The following is a 17,931-nucleotide window of genomic DNA, read 5'->3' on the forward strand; positions in this document are numbered from 1 at the left end:
GGCGCGGGATTTCTCCCGCGCCCTTTTGTAGCTTTGGCAGAAAAACTTGCAATTTCTCCCTTTCTCAGGTATGATAAGGCTGACCCTCAACAGGAGGAAGGAGAGAAATTTTATGAGAGAACTGACCCCCCAGCTGATCCACTCCCTCAAGCATTACTCCAGAGAGGATTTTACCAAGGACCTGACGGCCGGCGTGATCGTAGCCATCATCGCCCTGCCCCTGTCCATCGCCCTGGCTCTGGCCTCGGGGGTGTCCCCGGAGCAGGGCCTGTATACCGCCATTGTGGCCGGCTTCCTCATCTCCGCTCTGGGTGGGAGCAAGGTGCAGATTGCCGGACCTACGGCGGCCTTTGCCACCATTGTGGCGGGCATCGTGGCAAAAAACGGGATGGACGGCCTGGCGGTGGCTACCATCCTGGCAGGCATTCTGCTCATTTTGATGGGCGTGCTGCGCATGGGCAGCATGATCAAATTCATCCCCTACACCATCACCACCGGCTTTACAGCCGGCATCGCGGTGACCATCCTGATCGGCCAGCTGAAGGACTTCTTTGGCCTGACCTTTACCCACGCCCCGGTGGAGACCATGGAGAAGGTGGGGGAGGTGGTCCGCACCTTCCACACTGCCAACTGGATGGCCGTGGGGGTGGGCTGCCTGGCCTTGGCGATCCTAATTGTCTGGCCCAGGTTTTTTAAGAAGATTCCTGCCTCCCTCATCGCGGTGATTGTCACGGCAGGGGTGGTCAAGCTGTTTTCCCTGCCGGTGAACACCATCGGAAACCTGTACGCCATCTCCAGCGCCCTGCCTCAATTTTCCCTGCCCGCCGTCTCCTATGAGACGGTGGCGGCGGTGCTGCCTGACGCCTTTACCATCGCGGTGCTGGCGGCCATTGAGTCCCTGCTGTCCGCGGTGGTGGCCGACGAGATGACCGGCTCCCGGCACAACTCCAACATGGAGCTGGTGGCCCAGGGGGTGGGCAATGCGGCCTCCGCCCTATTCGGGGGCATCCCTGCCACCGGCGCTATCGCCCGGACGGCGGCCAACATCAAAAACGGCGGCAAATCCCCGGTGGCCGGCATGGTCCACGCAGTGGTTTTGCTGCTGGTGCTGGTCCTCCTCATGCCCTACGCCGCCCTGATCCCCATGCCCTGCATCGCCGCCATTTTGTTCCAGGTGGCCTACAACATGAGCGGCTGGCGCACCCTGGTCCAGGTGGTGCAGCACTCCCCCAAGAGCGACGTGGCCGTGCTGATTGTCACCTTCCTGCTCACGGTGATTTTTGACCTGGTGGTGGCAATCGGGGTGGGCCTGTCCCTGGCCTGCCTGCTGTTCATGAAGCGAATGGCCGATGTGGCCGCGGTGAAGGAGTGGGACTATGTGGAGGACACGGGGGACGACCAGGGCCGGCTCAAGCCGGTGCCCTCCCACGTGATGGTCTATGAGTTCACCGGCCCGCTGTTTTTCGGCGCGGCGGATAAGATCCCCCACATGGAGCGCAACACCGGGAAAAATGTGCTGATCCTGCGGATGCGCTCCGTCCCTGCTGTGGACATCACCGCTCTGAACAGCCTGCGGCGGCTCTGGCATGAGTGTCAGGACAAGAACATCCGGGTGCTGTTCTCCCATGTGAACGAGCAGCCCATGTCGGTGTTTAAAAAATCCGGTCTCTGCGACCTGGTGGGGGAGGACAGCTTTGCCCCCAACATTGACGCCGCGCTGGAGCGGGCGGCTTCGCTGGAACGGACCGAGGTATAAAAGAAGGGCTCTCCGGAGGATCGGAGGGCCCTTTTATTGTTTACATAACGCTTGCAGCTGCCCGGGCTCCCGAAGGACAATGGCCCGGTAGCCCAGCTCCACCCAGCCCTGCCGGGCGAAGTCGTTGAGCACCCGGCTCACCGTCACCCGGCTGGCAGAGACGGCGGCGGCGATGTCCTCCTGGGTGCAGGCCGCCGCTCCGTCCCGGCCGGCCAGGGCGAGGAGATAGCTGGCTACCCGCCACCGGGCGGGGCGGAAGGCCATCTGGTCCACCTGACCGGAGAGCAGCCGCACCGTCCGGGCCAGATATTTCATCATGGCAAGGGCCAGCTCCGGGTTGCGGGCGAACTCCTGGGACACCAGCTCCCGGTCGATGGGCACGATCTCGCAGGGGGACAGCGCCGCCGCCGAGGACACCCGGGGCAGCTCGTCGAAGAAGGAGGCCTCCCCGAAGAGGCTCCCGGCCTGGTAGACGTTCAGCACCCGCTCCACCCCGTCCTCCGACTGGAGGAAGCTCTTCACCTTGCCCGATTTCAGAAAGTAGAAGCAGGTGGCCTCGGTGCCCTGGAGGTAGATGAGATACCCAGGCGAGCACCGCACCGGAGGCCGGCTCCGGGCAAAGGGCTCCCATATCCCGGCGGGGAAGTCCAGCTCGTGGTTCATAGACGATCCTCCAGTAAAAAATTAGGGCGGGATTTCCCCGCCCCGTGCCTACTGTTCTGCTCCGGTGATATAAGCGTCAAAAATTTTATCCAGCTCATCCGGTGTATATGTTTTATCAGGTCTTTCCCTTATAATTCGTTTGAGGTCGTACACTGTCGCTTTTTGGACGATCACAATTTCCTTTTCACTTGGCATATAGTCGGCCTCCTTTCAGTTTATGATTTATTTTACCATAGATCGGTATAGTTGTCAAAAGATTTTCCTATATGGTATCATGCTTTACATTCTTTCGGCAAGCCCTGTGGTAAAATTCCCTCAATAAACCGCTAAGGAGGTAATTTACCCTATGGGAATGACAATGACGCAGAAAATTTTAGCCAGGCACGCCGGGCTGGACAAGGTGGAGGCCGGCCAGCTCATTGAGGCCAGGCTGGACCTGGTGCTGGGCAATGACATCACCGCCCCGGTGGCGATCACCGAGTTTGAGAAGGCGGGGTTCACCCAGATCTTTGACCGGGACAAAATCGCCATCGTCCTGGACCACTACACCCCCTGCAAGGACATCAAGTCCGCCCAGCTGTGCAAGCAGGCCCGGGAGTTTGCCCTCAAGCACAAAATCACCAACTTCTTCGACGTGGGCCAGATGGGGGTGGAGCACGCCCTCGTCCCCGAAAAGGGCCTGGCCGCCCCCGGTGAGATCATCGTGGGCGCCGACTCTCACACCTGTACCTACGGCGCTCTGGGGGCCTTCTCCACCGGCATCGGCTCCACAGACATGGCCGCGGGTATGGCTACCGGCCTGCTGTGGTTTAAGGTCCCCTCCGCCATCAAGGTTACATTGAAGGGCAAGCTCCAGCCCCACGTGTCCGGCAAGGACGTAATCCTCCACCTCATCGGCGAGATCGGGGTGGACGGAGCCCTGTATCAGTCCCTGGAGTTTGCTGGGGAGGGGGTCGCCAGCCTGACCATGGACGACCGCTTTACCATCTCTAATATGGCCATCGAGGCGGGGGGCAAAAACGGCATCTTCCCCGTGGATGAGAGAACTATGGAGTATATCAACGGCCGGGTGTCCCGCCCCTGCGAGGCCTTCGCCGCTGACCCGGACGCTGTCTACGAGCGGGAGGTTGTGATTGACCTGGACAGGCTGGAGCCCACCGTGGCCCTGCCCCACCTGCCTGAGAACACCAAGGTAGTCAGCGAGGTGGCCGGTACTCCCATCAATCAGGTTGTGATTGGCTCCTGCACCAACGGCCGCATCAGCGACCTGCGGGCCGCCGCCGCCATCATGAAGGGCAAAAAGGTGGCCTCCAACGTGCGGTGTGTGGTCATCCCTGCCACCCAGGCCATCGTTCTCCAGGCCATGGAGGAGGGCCTCATCCAGACCTTCATTGAGGCGGGCGCGGCGGTGTCCACCCCCACCTGCGGCCCCTGCCTGGGGGGACACATGGGCGTGATGGCCGAGGGGGAACGCACCGTCTCCACCACCAACCGCAACTTTGTGGGCCGCATGGGCCACGTGAGCTCTGAGATTATCCTGGCCTCTCCCGCCGTGGCCGCCGCCTCCGCCATCGCCGGCTGCGTGGCTGACCCCAGAATGTAGGGCGCGACGACCCCGGCGCGCCGTTCTCCGGAGGACGGCGTGCCCAGTGGTCACGCCCTACATGTAGGGGCGGATATCATCTGCCCGCATTTTAAACAGAAAGGAACAATACCATGAAAGTTTACAAATACGGCGCCAATGTGGACACCGACGTCATCATCCCGGCGCGGCATCTGAACGACCCCTCCCCGGCGGCTCTGGCCGCCCACTGCATGGAGGACATCGACGCGGACTTCGCCTCCACTGTCCAGGCGGGGGACATCATTGTGGCCGGGCCCAACTTCGGCTGCGGCTCCAGCCGGGAGCATGCCCCTCTGGCCATCAAATCCTGCGGGGTGAAGTGCGTCATCGCCCCCTCCTTCGCCCGCATCTTCTACCGCAACTCCATTAACATTGGCTTCCCCATCGTGGAATGCCCCCAGGCCGCCGAGGAAATCCAGGCAGGAGACCAGGTGGAGGTTGACTTTGCCAGCGGCGTTATCACCGATGTGACCACCGGAAAAACCTACAAGGCCGCTCCCTTCCCCGAGTTCATCGACGGCATCATCCAGAGCGGCGGTCTGCTCAACTCCCTGAAGGAGCGGGGGCTGGGGAGATGAAAACGCCCAAACGAATGCCGCTGACCTTTGAACCAGGGGAGAAGGCAGTTTTTCTGGGGATTGACGAAGCCGCTGTTCGAGCGCACATTGAGCTGACGGAGATACCGTTGAGCTGTACCCTGGAGGGGGACGACAAGTCCCTCTGTGCGCAGGTCCGGGATACTGCGGTGCGGGAGGAGCTGAAAGAGCTGTCCTGCTTTTTCCCGGGTGACGCAGTCACTGTCCAGGCTCTGGTGGGGGCGTTGGAGCCGCTTGGATTTTCCTGTGAGCTCCGCCAGGATTTTCTGGAGGAAAACCGGCTGATCCGCCTGCGGTTCCAGAAGATGCAGTCCATCATCATCAGCATGGACTCACGCAAGCTGGAGAACCCGGACCTGGACATCCGCTACAATCTGCCCGACCGGATTGCGGAGTGGTCCCAGGGGGCGGTCCAGGACAACGGCTATGACTACATTGGCGAGGATGGCTGTGTGTTGGCTGTCTGGCTCAAGACCGAGGACGCGGAGAGTTGGTGGCCTAAGATTTTGGAGCTTCTGAAAACCGAAAAATTCGAGGACAACGACCTGTCCAAGAGCGCCCTTGTACTGGTATCCGAAAAGCCCAACGCCGATCTGACCGACTGCCGCCAGGTCTGGCCGGAGTAATGATAAGGAGTGAACAGTATGAACTATAAAATTGCCCTCATCAAGGGCGACGGCATTGGCCCCGAGGTGGTGGGGGAGGCTGTCAAGGTGATGGACGCCATCGGCGAGAAGTTCGGCCATAAATTTGAGTATGTGGACATCGTCATGGGCGGCTGTGCCATCGACGCGGTGGGCAAGAGCTACCCCGACGGCACCGCCGAGCAGTGCAAAGCCTGCGACGCCGTCCTGCTGGGGGCGGTGGGCGGACCCAAGTGGGGCCACGCCTCCGACCCGAACAAGCGGCCCGAAACCGCCCTGCTGTCCATCCGCAAGGACCTGGGGCTGTACGCCAATCTGCGTCCCGCCGCCCTGCGGCCCGCCCTGGCCGACGCCTGCCCTCTAAAGAAGGAGACCGCCGACCGGGGGATCGACCTGATGATCGTCCGGGAGCTCACCGGGGGGGTCTACTTCGGCAAGCGGGACCGCTATCAGACCGAGGACCGGGGGGAGGAGGCCAGCGACCTGATGGCCTACTCCGAGAAGGAGATCGAGCGCATTGTCCGCCGGGGCTTTGAGCTGGCCCGGCTGCGCCGGAAGAAGCTGGCCAGCGTGGACAAGGCCAACGTGCTGGAGACCTCCCGGCTGTGGCGGCAGATCGTGCATAAGCTGGCCGGGGAGTACCCCGACGTGGCGTGTGAGGACGTGCTGGTGGACAACGCCGCCATGCAGCTGGTAAAGGACCCGGGACAGTTCGACGTGGTGGTCACCGAGAATATGTTCGGCGACATCCTCTCCGACGAGGCGTCCATGATTACCGGCTCCATCGGCCTGCTGCCCTCCGCCTCCATCGGCGACACCGCCCCCGGGCTCTATGAGCCCATCCACGGCTCCGCCCCCGACATTGCCGGCCAGGACAAGGCCAACCCCATCGCCACCATCCTGTCGGTGGCCATGATGTTCCGTTACTCCTTCAACCTGCCCGACGAGGCCAAGGCCATCGAGGAGGCGGTGGACGCCGTCCTCAACGAGGGCTGGCGCACCGCCGACATCGCCAAGCCCGGCGAGGAAGCGGTGGGCACCTTGAGGATGGGTGAATTGATCCGGGAGAAGCTGTGATTATTTCGGCACGGCGGTTATAGGCCGCCGTGCCATATTTGTTGCAAGAAGGAGGACCGTATGGAAAAAAGTGAATGGGTCATAGATGTAGTAAGAAAACTGGAGCGGATTTATCACGCAAAATGTGGACGATGTGGAAAGCGGCTTGTATATACCGTGGCGACCGCCGACACAGATATGGTCCCGATCTATTGCGGCAGTGCCTATGACCTGGAAAATAAAGTGCTTGCGGTTGCTGAGCTGACCAGAGACGAATATGATTATGGGTGTGAAGGCCGTCTGCCTGAGCGGATGGCGCAGATTTTTGGAGGCCATTTTGTCTATTTGAACTACAGTTCAAAATGCCCGTTTTGCGGAGACGACCTGAAAGAGAGGAACACTGTTTCCTGGGATGCCTATTTGGGCGGAGAAGGAAAAGCGTTTATCGTGTTTTATGATGAACATGATCAACAGAACGTGAAAGAAATTTTATAAAGGCTTCCTTAAACTTTTGTGAAAATTTTCCGCAAGGGTAGCAAAGAGGGGAGAAATGCGTTATAATGAATTAAAAATACGGAAAGATGAGAGGTCGATATTATGTCAACTAACCGCTATGAGAGTCCCCTGTCCTCCCGCTACGCCAGCGACGAGATGCAGTACATCTTCTCCCCGGACAAGAAATTCTCCACATGGCGGCGGCTGTGGGTGGCTCTGGCCCGGGCGGAGATGGAGCTGGGCCTGCCCGTCACCCAGGAGCAGGTGGAGGAGCTGGAGGCCCATATTACCGACATCGACTATGAGAAGGCCGCCCAGTGGGAGAAGAAGCTGCGCCACGACGTGATGGCCCACGTCCACACCTACGGAGAGCTGTGCCCCAAGGCCATGCCCATCATCCACCTGGGGGCCACCAGCTGCTATGTGGGGGACAATACTGATGTGATTCTCATGCGGGAGGGGCTGGAGCTGGTCCGGGACAAGATTGTCCGGGTGCTGGCCCACCTGGAAAAATTTTCCCGTGAGTATAAGGCCCTGCCCACCCTCGGATTTACGCACTTTCAGGCCGCTCAGCTGGTGACCGTGGGTAAGCGGGCCACCCTGTGGATGAACGAGCTGCTGATGGACCTGCAGGAGATTGAGCACCGCATCTCCACCCTGGCCCTGCTGGGCTCCAAGGGGACCACCGGCACCCAGGCCTCCTTCCTGGAGCTCTTCGAGGGGGACCACGAGAAGGTGCGCCTGCTGGAGGAGAAGATTGCCGGAGAGATGGGCTTTACAGCCGTCGTCCCGGTCAGCGGACAGACCTACTCCCGAAAGCTGGACTACAACGTGGTGTCCACCCTGGCCGGGGTGGCCCAGTCCGCCAGCAAGTTTGCCACCGACCTGCGTCTGTTGTGCCACCTGAAGGAGGTGGAGGAGCCCTTTGAGAAAAATCAGATCGGCTCCTCGGCCATGCCCTATAAGCGCAATCCCATGCGCTGCGAGCGTATCTGCTCCCTGGCCCGGTATGTGATTGTGGACGTGGGCAACCCCGCCGTCACTACCGCCACCCAGTGGTTTGAGCGCACCCTGGACGACTCGGCCAACAAGCGGCTCAGCGTTCCCGAGGCCTTCCTGGCGGTGGATGCCATCCTGAACATCTGGGCCAATGTGGCCTCCGGCCTGGTGGTCCACCCCAAGGTGATTGAAAAGCACGTCCTGGAGGAGCTGCCCTTCATGGCCAGCGAGAACATCATGATGGACGCGGTCAAGCGGGGGGGCGACCGGCAGGAGCTCCACGAGCGCATCCGGGTGCTGTCCCAGGAGGCGGGCTACAACGTGAAGGAGCTGGGCCTGTCCAACAACCTGATCGACCTGATGGCCGCCGACCCGGCCTTCGGCATGACGAGGGAGGAGCTGTCCGCCCATCTGGACCCCGGCGCCTATATTGGCCGGTGTCCGGAGCAGGTAGAGGAGTTCCTGCTCTGGAAAATCGCCCCCGTGCTGAAAAAGTATGCGGGGGCGCTGGGCGGAAAAGAGACGGAGCTGACGGTGTAACGCCCGGAGGATTTTAAAAAGAGGTAGGGGAGTGGAGCTATGAAACGAGAGGACCGGCACCCGTATCTGGCCGCCGGGCTGACCGCCTTCGCGGTAATTGCGGCGTCTCTGCTGCTGTTTTTTCTGCTGTTCCATTTGAAAACGGTAACCGCATTTCTGAATACCATCGGGGGTATTCTGCGGCCCATCTTTATGGGCGCGGTGATCGCCTTCCTGCTGCTGCCCATCCATCGGACGATCCTGACATTCCTCCTGGCCATTACCCCGGACAAGCGGATGGAGGAGCGAAACAGCCACGCCTTTCTCAGCTTTGTGGCTATCGTCCTCAGCCTGCTGCTGGCGCTGTTCCTCATCTATCTGCTGCTGGCTATGGTGGTCCCCCAGGTATATGAGAGCGTGGTGGGCCTTGTCCAGGCCATCCCTGACTATATTGAGGTGGTCCAGGGCTGGCTCCAGACCTACTTCGAGGACAACCCGGAGATCCAGTCCGCGGTGATGTCCATCTACAACTCCTCCGCCGCCTCGCTGGAGCAGTGGCTGAACTCCGACATCCTGCCCAATCTGGAGTCGGCCACCTCTGCGCTGGAGTGGCTGCGCAAGGACATCGTGCCTAACCTCACTGGCGTGGTGGCTGGGGTGTCTGGTGTGGTGGTGGGCTTTCTGGTGCTGGTGAAGGACCTGCTGATTGCTGTAATTGTATCCGTCTATCTTCTGGCCCGCAAGGACACCTTTGCCGCCCAGAGCAAGAAGATTGTCTACAGCATTTTCCCTACCAGCTTTGCCGACCTGGTTGTGGAGGAGGTCCGGAGCGCCTATAAAATCATGAGCGGCTTTATCAATGGCAAGCTGCTGGACTCCCTGATTATCGGTATTCTCTGCCTGGTCTGCTGCAACATTTTCAAATTCCCATACCCAGCCTTGATTTCTGTGGTGATTGGCGTGACCAACATTATTCCCTTCTTTGGCCCCTTCATCGGAGCGATTCCCTGTGGGCTGCTGATTTTCCTGATCAGCCCGCTCCAGGCCGTCTACTTCGCCATCTTTATTCTGGTCCTCCAGCAATTTGACGGCAATATCCTGGGACCCAAAATCCTGGGAGACTCCACCGGATTGGCCTCCTTCTGGGTACTGTTTTCCATCCTGTTGTTTGGAGGACTGTTCGGCTTTGGCGGCATGGTGCTGGGGGTCCCCGTCTTTGCCATGATCTACAGCATCATCAGGCGTATGGTGGCCCGCGGCCTGCACTCCAGGGGTCTGCCAGTAGAAACAAAGAAATATATGGGAAAGACAGGGCCGATGGCCTGAAAGCATAAAACACCTCCGTCCTGTGGGACGGAGGTGTTTTTCAGCTGAATCGCCCGCAGCGAATTTTCCACGCGTCAGGCTTGAAGTACATGGGCTTGTCCAGCTGAGCCAGGATGGGCTGGAACCATATGTTCAGGGCGCGCAGGCGGGCCAGCAGCTCCTCCTCATCCGGTTCCTCCAGGGCCTTGCCGTCCAGTATGTGGACGGCCTGCTTTCCGCCGTCCATGGGGAGAAGGGTGATGCTGCTATTTTTGGGGAGGGAGGACAGAGGAGCAGTAAGCTCCTCGCTCAGGACCTGGATCAGGTTGGGGCACTGAATGGTGCGGTCGCTTCTTCTGAAATACCACTCGGTGTCGTAGCTGTTGACCAGGGGCAAGTCCCGCAGGGTACGGATGGCCGGAGGGGAGAAATGGAATGGATTGACAGCCAGCTCATATCCGGCGCTGGCGTACTGTACGTCCAGCATTTGATTTACATAAAACAAAAAGTCCCAAACTTCCCTCCAGGGGACAGAGCGGCTGAACTGGAGATAAATCTTGCTGGAGGCCTTGACCCAGCGCTTGAAATTGTACAGGGCCAGAAAGCAGTGGACGGTCTGCAAATGCTCGCCATCGCAGTTGGACAGGGAGAGAACCCCCGACCCGTCCTGAGACGGTGTGGATGCAAACTGGCCGTCAAACTCTCTGTGGAAGATTTTCTGCCAGCTGCCCCGGATATTCCGAAAGCCGGAGGGGCAGCTCCTTCCTGGGTAGGCGTCCAGACGTCCGGAGCGCTTTTTGGTAAAGGTCTCTCCGGTCATGGACAGAAACCGGGACAGAACCTCCTCCACTGTATCCACCTTTTCCGGCGTAAACCAGTCGGCGAGATAGAGGATGATTCCCTTCTGAATGCCGTATTTGGGCTCCACAGTGTGCTCCCTCCTCACCGTGCCGGGGTCTCGTCGGGGATATTCCACCCCTCCAGCAGCTCGCCCCACTCCTTCCGCCACACGTGGACGGGGTAATCCTCTCCGTCAATGCGGAAACGGGGATCGTTCAGGTTCAAAATCAGCTCATGCCGTCGCAGATAGAGCCTGGGGCTGAGGTAGAAAGGTCCATAGTGGGGCTCCGCGATGGAGTGAAATTGCGCCTTGACCGCTTCTGCCAGGGACAAATAGAGGGTATTGCCATAGAGGCTCTGGAAGTGGTTGATCTGGGTGATGTCAATAATTCGATTGCTCCCATTCCAGCGCCCGCCAAGGCTGGCGAAATTCAAAAAGGTCCGGGTGTCCTGGTCGTAGAGGACCAGTCGTTTGATCTGCCGCCACGCAGGGCCAAGGGAGAGCAGCTGCTCCGGGTCGTTCAGGGGTCCGGTCCGGGAGGCAGGGTGCTCCAGATAAAGAAGCGAATCATACTTCTGAGACAACTGATGAAACAGCTCCAGCAAATCCTTCTTCTCCGCGAAAAAAGAGAATATGCGCTGATCGTTGGGGAGGCGGGGGAGCTGTTCCAGCAGGGTCTTGTCCTCCGGGACCAGGCAGTTTAGAGGGACCACCTGGTCCCGTTCGTCCAGCCGCCAGGGGCCGGCGACCATGCCAAAGGTGCCGCAGAAAAACAGATAGTCCCGCCGGTGCTCCCAGACCGAGGGGGACAGCCAGCCGTGGCCTGCCTTTTTGAAGTGGAACTGCCTCTGAAAGCAGCTGCGCAGAGTGCGGAATAAGGTCTGGTCCTTTTCGAATTTGTATTCCGATTCCAGGACCAGGCTGCCCTCGCAAAGAGCCAGTCCGCCGGTGATCTCCCCCGGCGGGCCGCTGTAGTCCAGAATGATAGGGAAGGCGCAGCCCCGCTCCGGGTCGCCGCCAGGAGCGGGGTAGACCAGCAGGTGGTGGGGCCACAGGGAGTATCGGCCGAAATTGTGGATGTCCCGGCAGGAGCACAGCGGCTCCCGCAGCAAATTGTCCAAGGTGGGCAGATAGGAGAGATTCTGGTCCAGCCAGGAGTATTCCATGGGCTGAAGCTTTTCCGCGGCGGAGAAGACCGCCCGCAACTCCTCCGGCGTACAATAAAACCGGAACCTCATTTTTCCAGCTTGGCCTTGCCGGTGATTTCCGCTATATGGATTTTCCATATGGCGGTGATGGCCAGGCTCGTTTTCACAGCCGCCTCGAAGCTGTCCATATGCTCCGGGGTCAGCTTTTGGCACAGGGCCCGGAGGGCGGCAGTTTTTTCTTCGGGGTCGGTCACCTCGCTGGCTGTTCCGGTGACAATGACGGACTGGAAATAGGTAGTGTACACAGCGGGCGGGACAAGAGCGGGGCGGTCCTCTCCCACAAAGGTGACGCACACCTGGGGGGAGAGGCGCAGCAGGCCTGTTTTCCGCCCCTCCCGGGCGCAGTGGAAGTAGAGCTCGTCCCCCACCCGGACAAAGGACAGGGGCAGGCAGTAGGGAACTGCCTCGCCGGTGGTGAGGGCCATAACTCCGTGGGTGCAGCGGTCGATGAGGGCCAGGGAAAACGCACGGTCCTGAGCACGATCAATTCTTCTCATGAAAATCCTCCTGACTCAGCAGCTTGATGATCCCGTGGTAGACAGCGGCGGGGTCCCGCTTAAACGCTTCGGCCCACTGCTCCGCCTGGGGGCGGCCTGGGACCAGCAGAGCCGTCTGGAGCAGGGGAGAGGTTCCGTCCTCCAGGGTGAGGCACAGGGTGACAGTGCCATCCTCCCGGTCCACGGTTTGGGCTCTGACCTGGGCCTCCTGGCGCAGGGCCTGGTTGACCTTTACCAGGTTCTCGTCGCAGTGCCGCCGCACCGAACGGGGCAGGCTGCTCTCGCAGATCTGGCTGTTCCGGCGGCCCTTGTCCGTGATGGCGTAGCGCTCCTCCTCCTTGGTGAGCTGGCCGGTGGCCACCATATGGCCCACGGCTTGATTGAGGGAGAAGTAATCCACCCCCGCGTCGCACAGAGCCAGCTCAAACAGCTGTAAAAAGGTGATGGGTCCCGCCGCCCGGTCCATAATATAGAGGACCAGCAGCTTAAGATCCAGATCGTCCTGAATGAATCCGATGGACATAGCGGACCTCCTTTCCGGTGAGCTTATTATAGTCGCAAAGGCCAAAAAGGGCAAGAGAAAAACTGCCTGACCCGCACCAAAACTTGCCCGCTACATAAGATGTGTTGTAAGCAAAACCCTTACCGGGCGCTCAGGTGCCCATTACCATCCAAATTTAGGAGGGAATCTTATGCCAGAAAAGGTCGTGCCCGGCCCCGTCTGTGACGATCGCAGTATCCGGGAGGCCGTGTGCATACACACGAAAAAAATCTTTGACTCATGCCGTGAGTAAGATATAGCGCTTTATAGATTTTGAGGCATAAGAAAAAGTCAGTTGGGTGACAGAATAAAGTCAAGGTAAAAAGCGGTGGGTTTGGTCTTTTTCTCCTTATGATAGAAAATGACCTGGATTACAGAGTGCAGCAGAGCATTACGCTGGGCGGCATCAGAAGTAGCATAATTCTCCAGTACATAGCGGATCTTCTCAGCCAGCGCGGCAGGATCAGCCGCTTTGGCGTCTTGGATAGCTCGTAAGGTGTCAGTTGCTTTACGTTCCAGTACGGTCTCCTTGTTTCGCACTACCTCCATCCGTTCCCGGAAGGTGGGAATATCATATTCACCCAGCTCCAGCAATTCATAGAGCCGTGATTTTTGCCGCTGAGTTGATGCCAGTTCTTTCTGGACGGTATCCAGTGTAGTTTCCAGGACCGAGGTGTCGTGACTGGCCAAAGTATCGGCAGGGAAGAGGGTAAGTTCTGCTAAGGTCCGAGTTAAATATTCCAGCACACGATCCTCTACCAAGGAAAATTTCGTTGAGGCACAGCACCCTGGCTTATTGCACAGAAGATATGGCTCACCTTTCATTACCAGCCGTTGCATGTTCATCCCGCAGTTGGCGCACTTGACTAGGCCGACTAAGGGACTTTTTACGGTGCCGTCGTTTTTGGAGGGAATGTATCGCTTGTCCAATATAGCTTGAACCTGGTCGAATAGTTCCTGATCAACAATAGGAGGATGACGGCCGTCTACGATGGTCCACTTCTCTTTTGGCTGGTAGATCACCACATTTTTATCGTTGCCCTTGACACCTTTTTTGATATGCTTTTTCTGATTCCAGACAATTTTGCCCACATAAACAGGGCTGTGCAGTATCCTGGATATGGTGCTGCGATTGAACTCAGCGGCGCGATGAGGGTGGGCTCCCAGAGCATTGATATGACGGGCGATGGAAACGCAACCATAGCCTTGGGCGTAGAGTTGGAACATCATACGGACAAATTTCGCTTCCGACTCGCAAATTTCCAGGGTAGGCTTGCGGTCGATATTGACCTTTTTGTATCCATAGGGGGCGTTAGCCACATAGTAGCCATCCTCAATGGTCTGCTGGAGTCCGCGACGCAGGCGTTTGTTGATGATTTTGTACTCCCGGCGGGACATGAAAGTTTTTAGTTCTGCATACTCTTCGTCAATCTCGTCGGACAGGTTGTAGACCTTTTCCGGAGTAACAATCAGCGTCTCGGAGTCCTTGAAAGCATCCAGAATGATGCCTTGGTCTTTCATCCGTCCGCGAGAGAGCCGGTCCAGATCCATACACAGCACGCAGTCATACCGACCCTCCTCAATATCCTGGAGCAAACGGAGCATTTGCGGTCGGGCATAAAGAGACTCACCGCTGACTACCTCAGGATAGGTCTCTATAATATGGATACCGTTCTCCTTGGCGTAGTTTAGGAGGGTCTTCTGGTGCTTGGCCAGCACCTCGTCGGTGTCCAGCCCCTCTTCCATGCGGGATTTGCGGAGGTAGAGGCCAGCGTCCAAGCCTGACAATTCTTGTTTATATAGGGGCATAATTGGCCTCCGGTTCTCTTACTTTTAGTATATCAGCAGGGACAAATCGAAGTTTACCTTGGGAATGAATACGATTTACTTCCTCTCGTCCAAAAATAGAAACCAAGTTTGTTATGAGAGAAGGTAAGACACCTGGATCATGAAAATAAACCGTGATGGAGCATGATTTTTCAAAAATTAATTTGATGAAATCTCCATCAGAAGAATCTAAAGAATGTCCATAAATAACAGTTCTAAATTGGCAGTTTTGAGTTGAGTTGTTTATCCAGCTATAGATGTAATCTTTAGTTTCATGCAGTATTCGTTGAAAAAATTTCTCAAAAAATAGAAATGGAGTCGGGTTAGTATCGGAGTTGGGGTTATCCGAATGAAAACCTAAGATTAACGGAGTTGACAACTGAAAATCTGGTTCGAGCATATGAGCTTCGAGTTCATCAGGGTTCCTAAGTTTTCCGTGGATATATTGTATGTTCGCTATTTTGTATCTTTCTTCGGTGGTAGTAGTGTAATTAAAAGAAAGCAAAAAATTGTTTCTGGTGCCTGTTTCAAAAAAACGGAATAAAGGATCAGGGGTATGTTGAGGGAATTTGGACGGTAAGATTGGCATGATGCAGGCAAGGTATAATTCAAAACAAAATGTATAGCGGCGCAATTCATCATATAAAAAAAGAGAAAGCTCTTTATAAAAGAGTTTATTTGCAAGATGACTATCAATGTTTAGTTTATTATTGAGATAATTTACCTTAGGTGGAAGGAAAAAAGGAGATGTGCAGTTCAGCAAAGTTTGGAGATTGGAAGTTGAGATACAACGATGGGGATTGCTATTCTGATATTCTTCAATTTGTAGAATAAGTGACTGTATTTCCTTCTCAAAATCAATCCACGTTTCAAGATTTTCTTCCCGATTAATAACAGATTCGAAATAAGAACACCAGACATTCATTAGCATCGAGTCATCTAAGCGTAATATTTCAATAATTCCTGTAGAAATAGGATGATTTATAATAAGGTTTACTTCATTAAAATCAAGATAGTGGGCAAACAATGAGGGAGTATTTGAACCTGAAGATTTCCTCAATTCTTCCAGGTAATAGAAAAAATCCATATAACTAGTCCGGAGCCCATGCTCCAGATCAAACCCATTCCCAATCATAAATAGTGTGCGAGTCTCCAAAGGACAACCCTCTTTTCTATGTGTCCAGCTTGGACACTTTTACATTGTTCGGTAAAATACATCCTCCAGGCTGATGGTGAGATCGTCGTACAAGCTACACTGGAACTCCGTGACCAGCTCCGCCCGCTCTTTCTCTGACATACGCTCCAAGACCCAGTCGGGGTGGAGCACGTAGACAGCGTGCAGGTCATAGCGTCCATCCTTCAGGAGGTACTGCTCCACCGTTTTGTCGCTGGGGCTGACGATCCAGTACTCCTGGACACCGCAGGCCCCATAGATGTCCATCTTTCGGCCACGGTCGTTCTTGGCCGTGCTGGGCGAGAGGACCTCCGCTACCAGATCAGGAGCTCCATGGACACCGTCCTGTTTGACCTTATCCGGATCGCAGACCACCATAAAATCAGGAACATAAACGTCGTCTGCGGTCAGGTAGAGATCAACACCGTCAGCAAAGGGTCTGCATTTCTTTTTACGCAGGTAATGCGCAAAAAGATAGTAAATATTGCTTGCGATTTGGCTGTGGTTTACAGAAGGCCTGGGAGACATCGCTACCACTTTGCCGTCGATCAGTTCCTCGCGGCAATCGTCCTGATATGCCAGGTTGTTGCTCATACTGTGTTCCTTTCCAGTGTCCAAGTGGGACACCTAATCAATGTTTCGATTCTTTCCGTAGAAAATACGGCCAGAGCTCAAGATTTTTCGATAGCCGCATCCAAGGGCGAATGATTTGTCAGGATGTACGCAGGTTTTGGCATCACTGCATTCCAAGTATCGAGAGCAACAATCCCATTCCTTTGGGTAGCGGTTTACAGTTTCGCCTGCAATTTGAATCAAAAAATCATAGTAAGATTCAATTGGGTGATCTTTGTCGATCAAAATGCGAATGTATTTTGAATCAGATGGTAATTGTTTGGTAGGGAAAGAGTCCGGAATTAGATCTGAAAAAACTGATGGAAGAGAGATGTAGTGCTGTGCTCCTCGAAGGTGTAGCCGGAAAGTGGTAAGTTTTTTAAACGAGACAGCAGTATAGCCGTTTCCAGTTTTATCGCTCTTTGTGGATTTATAGGTCAGGTGTTCTGGTTTCCCGCCGCAATCGCCAACAGCAGATTTTAATTCAGGAATAATAGACTCCAGGAATGTGACCTCTTTATACTCCACGGGCTCAAAGCCTAAGAGGGAAATTTGTTCATCCATGTTAGATCAATGCCTCCTGTTTAATTAGAACAATGAACTCATTTTCGCTTATGATCTGTATATTTGCTTTTCCGCTTTCATTTAGCTCTTTAGCATATGCTTCTTTACGGCTAAGGCCGTTTTCATCGACAAATTCTGGTTCTTTTTCTCCAACTACCAGAAAATGAACTTTTTTAGATATATTACTTTTTACAGTAGCGCCTACATCAACTGCATATTGCATAGCTTTTTTGCGGTCTATCGATAGCTGTCCTGTAAAAACAATGCATTTTTGATAGAGAGGATGGGTCTCATCAAATTCTGTTGCTTTCGGAGTGATATCCTTTACTGAAATTTTTTGATAGTATTTGCGCTGAGGTTTGCTCTTTCCGTGAATCTGATATGTCTCTTGTGTGTCCAGATCAAAAAAATGATTGATTTTTATATTCTCCTTGGAAAAGCAGAACTGTCCAATGTTGTTTAGCCCGGAAATATCCAGACACTTTAAAACGATATGAGCACATGTGATTGCGTCATCAAGTGCATTGTGATGTTGCCCCATGTCGATACCTAAATATTCTGCGCAGTGCTGGAGGGATTTTGTTCCAGGTACATAGTCTCGCGCAATAGAAACTGAATCTACATACTTAAAATTAGGAGAATTGTAATAATACAAAGATTGGTTTAATACAGACATATCAAAGTATGCGTTATGCGCAACAACCAAATAAGGACCAAAGAACCTGCAAATCTCTGATAGCCACAAGTCATCTAAAGATGGACTTTCTTTTACCATATCGGCTGTAATACCGTTGATTTCTATATTCTTTGCATTGAAATTCAGATCATGAGGCTGTATCAAAGAATAGAAAGTATCCACTATCTCTCCATTTTGTACTGCAGCAATTCCAATAGAACAGGCACTATCATAACGATTTGAAGCAGTTTCAAAATCTATAGCAACAAAATCGAAACGGTTCATGAAAACATCCCTTTCACAGGTTTATACAATTTTCCTATTGACACATTAG

The 17,931-nt window shown here is 55.2% G+C and carries 19 protein-coding genes; 8 read left to right on the forward strand and 11 right to left on the reverse strand.

Annotated features, from left to right (window positions below; translation table 11 throughout):
• The first annotated feature begins 112 nt into the window (after positions 1-112).
• Entirely contained in the window at positions 113-1,756 is a 1,644-nt protein-coding gene (sulP, locus tag D1641_RS01005) for a sulfate permease (RefSeq protein ID WP_160662534.1), read from the forward strand.
• A gap of 33 nt (positions 1,757-1,789) precedes the next feature.
• On the opposite strand, the gene D1641_RS01010 is transcribed toward sulP, so the two are convergent.
• Both D1641_RS01010 and D1641_RS01015 read right to left on the reverse strand, forming a co-directional pair.
• Positions 1,790-2,419 carry a Crp/Fnr family transcriptional regulator gene (locus D1641_RS01010; RefSeq protein ID WP_160662535.1) on the reverse strand — a complete coding sequence of 210 codons (630 nt, stop codon included), beginning with the start codon at positions 2,417-2,419 and terminating at the stop codon, positions 1,790-1,792.
• A gap of 48 nt (positions 2,420-2,467) precedes the next feature.
• Positions 2,468-2,614: a hypothetical protein gene (locus D1641_RS01015; protein WP_160662536.1), complete on the reverse strand. Its 147-nt coding sequence runs from the start codon at positions 2,612-2,614 to the stop codon at positions 2,468-2,470.
• A 151-nt stretch (positions 2,615-2,765) separates the two neighbouring features.
• Here D1641_RS01015 and leuC point away from each other — a divergent pair, with 151 nt between their 5' ends.
• From leuC to D1641_RS01050, 7 genes are all read left to right on the forward strand, one after another.
• On the forward strand, positions 2,766-4,022 hold the full coding sequence (gene leuC / locus D1641_RS01020) for a 3-isopropylmalate dehydratase large subunit (protein ID WP_160662537.1): 1,257 nt from the start codon (positions 2,766-2,768) through the stop codon (positions 4,020-4,022).
• A gap of 113 nt (positions 4,023-4,135) precedes the next feature.
• Positions 4,136-4,621, forward strand: a complete 486-nt coding sequence (locus tag D1641_RS01025) for a 3-isopropylmalate dehydratase small subunit (RefSeq protein WP_160662538.1) — start codon at positions 4,136-4,138, stop codon at positions 4,619-4,621.
• Positions 4,618-5,265 carry a hypothetical protein gene (locus D1641_RS19335; protein WP_243149180.1) on the forward strand — a complete coding sequence of 216 codons (648 nt, stop codon included), beginning with the start codon at positions 4,618-4,620 and terminating at the stop codon, positions 5,263-5,265. Before D1641_RS01025 ends, D1641_RS19335 begins: the two co-directional genes overlap by 4 nt.
• A gap of 18 nt (positions 5,266-5,283) precedes the next feature.
• Entirely contained in the window at positions 5,284-6,360 is a 1,077-nt protein-coding gene (leuB, locus tag D1641_RS01035) for a 3-isopropylmalate dehydrogenase (RefSeq protein WP_160662539.1), read from the forward strand.
• Positions 6,361-6,420: 60 nt separating this feature from the next.
• Positions 6,421-6,834: a hypothetical protein gene (locus D1641_RS01040; protein WP_160662540.1), complete on the forward strand. Its 414-nt coding sequence runs from the start codon at positions 6,421-6,423 to the stop codon at positions 6,832-6,834.
• 102 nt (positions 6,835-6,936) lie between these two features.
• Complete coding sequence (purB, locus tag D1641_RS01045; protein WP_160662541.1) at positions 6,937-8,373, forward strand: adenylosuccinate lyase; 1,437 nt, start codon at positions 6,937-6,939, stop codon at positions 8,371-8,373.
• A 39-nt stretch (positions 8,374-8,412) separates the two neighbouring features.
• A complete protein-coding gene (locus tag D1641_RS01050; RefSeq protein WP_160662542.1) occupies positions 8,413-9,678 on the forward strand; it encodes an AI-2E family transporter in 1,266 nt (421 codons plus the stop codon).
• A 40-nt stretch (positions 9,679-9,718) separates the two neighbouring features.
• On the opposite strand, the gene D1641_RS01055 is transcribed toward D1641_RS01050, so the two are convergent.
• The 9 genes from D1641_RS01055 to D1641_RS01095 form a co-directional block, all read right to left on the reverse strand.
• Entirely contained in the window at positions 9,719-10,585 is an 867-nt protein-coding gene (locus tag D1641_RS01055) for a hypothetical protein (protein ID WP_160662543.1), read from the reverse strand.
• Positions 10,586-10,599: 14 nt separating this feature from the next.
• A complete protein-coding gene (locus D1641_RS01060; RefSeq protein ID WP_160662544.1) occupies positions 10,600-11,664 on the reverse strand; it encodes a hypothetical protein in 1,065 nt (354 codons plus the stop codon).
• Positions 11,665-11,732: 68 nt separating this feature from the next.
• Positions 11,733-12,203 carry a pyridoxamine 5'-phosphate oxidase family protein gene (locus D1641_RS01065; RefSeq protein ID WP_160662545.1) on the reverse strand — a complete coding sequence of 157 codons (471 nt, stop codon included), beginning with the start codon at positions 12,201-12,203 and terminating at the stop codon, positions 11,733-11,735.
• Positions 12,190-12,726, reverse strand: coding sequence for a DUF4364 family protein (locus D1641_RS01070; protein WP_160662546.1), 537 nt, complete (start codon positions 12,724-12,726; stop codon positions 12,190-12,192). Before D1641_RS01070 ends, D1641_RS01065 begins: the two co-directional genes overlap by 14 nt.
• 309 nt (positions 12,727-13,035) lie before the next feature.
• A complete protein-coding gene (locus tag D1641_RS01075) occupies positions 13,036-14,553 on the reverse strand; it encodes a recombinase family protein (RefSeq protein ID WP_160662547.1) in 1,518 nt (505 codons plus the stop codon).
• Positions 14,540-15,727: an AbiH family protein gene (locus tag D1641_RS01080; protein ID WP_160662548.1), complete on the reverse strand. Its 1,188-nt coding sequence runs from the start codon at positions 15,725-15,727 to the stop codon at positions 14,540-14,542. Before D1641_RS01080 ends, D1641_RS01075 begins: the two co-directional genes overlap by 14 nt.
• A gap of 39 nt (positions 15,728-15,766) precedes the next feature.
• On the reverse strand, positions 15,767-16,339 hold the full coding sequence (locus tag D1641_RS01085) for a Uma2 family endonuclease (protein WP_160662549.1): 573 nt from the start codon (positions 16,337-16,339) through the stop codon (positions 15,767-15,769).
• Positions 16,340-16,372: 33 nt separating this feature from the next.
• Complete coding sequence (locus tag D1641_RS01090) at positions 16,373-16,921, reverse strand: hypothetical protein (protein WP_160662550.1); 549 nt, start codon at positions 16,919-16,921, stop codon at positions 16,373-16,375.
• A gap of 1 nt (position 16,922) precedes the next feature.
• Positions 16,923-17,882: an exonuclease domain-containing protein gene (locus D1641_RS01095; RefSeq protein WP_160662551.1), complete on the reverse strand. Its 960-nt coding sequence runs from the start codon at positions 17,880-17,882 to the stop codon at positions 16,923-16,925.
• Positions 17,883-17,931 lie beyond the last annotated feature (49 nt).

The organism is Colidextribacter sp. OB.20, assembly GCF_009911595.1.
In the GTDB taxonomy this organism is placed as follows: Bacteria; Bacillota; Clostridia; order Oscillospirales; family Oscillospiraceae; genus Lawsonibacter.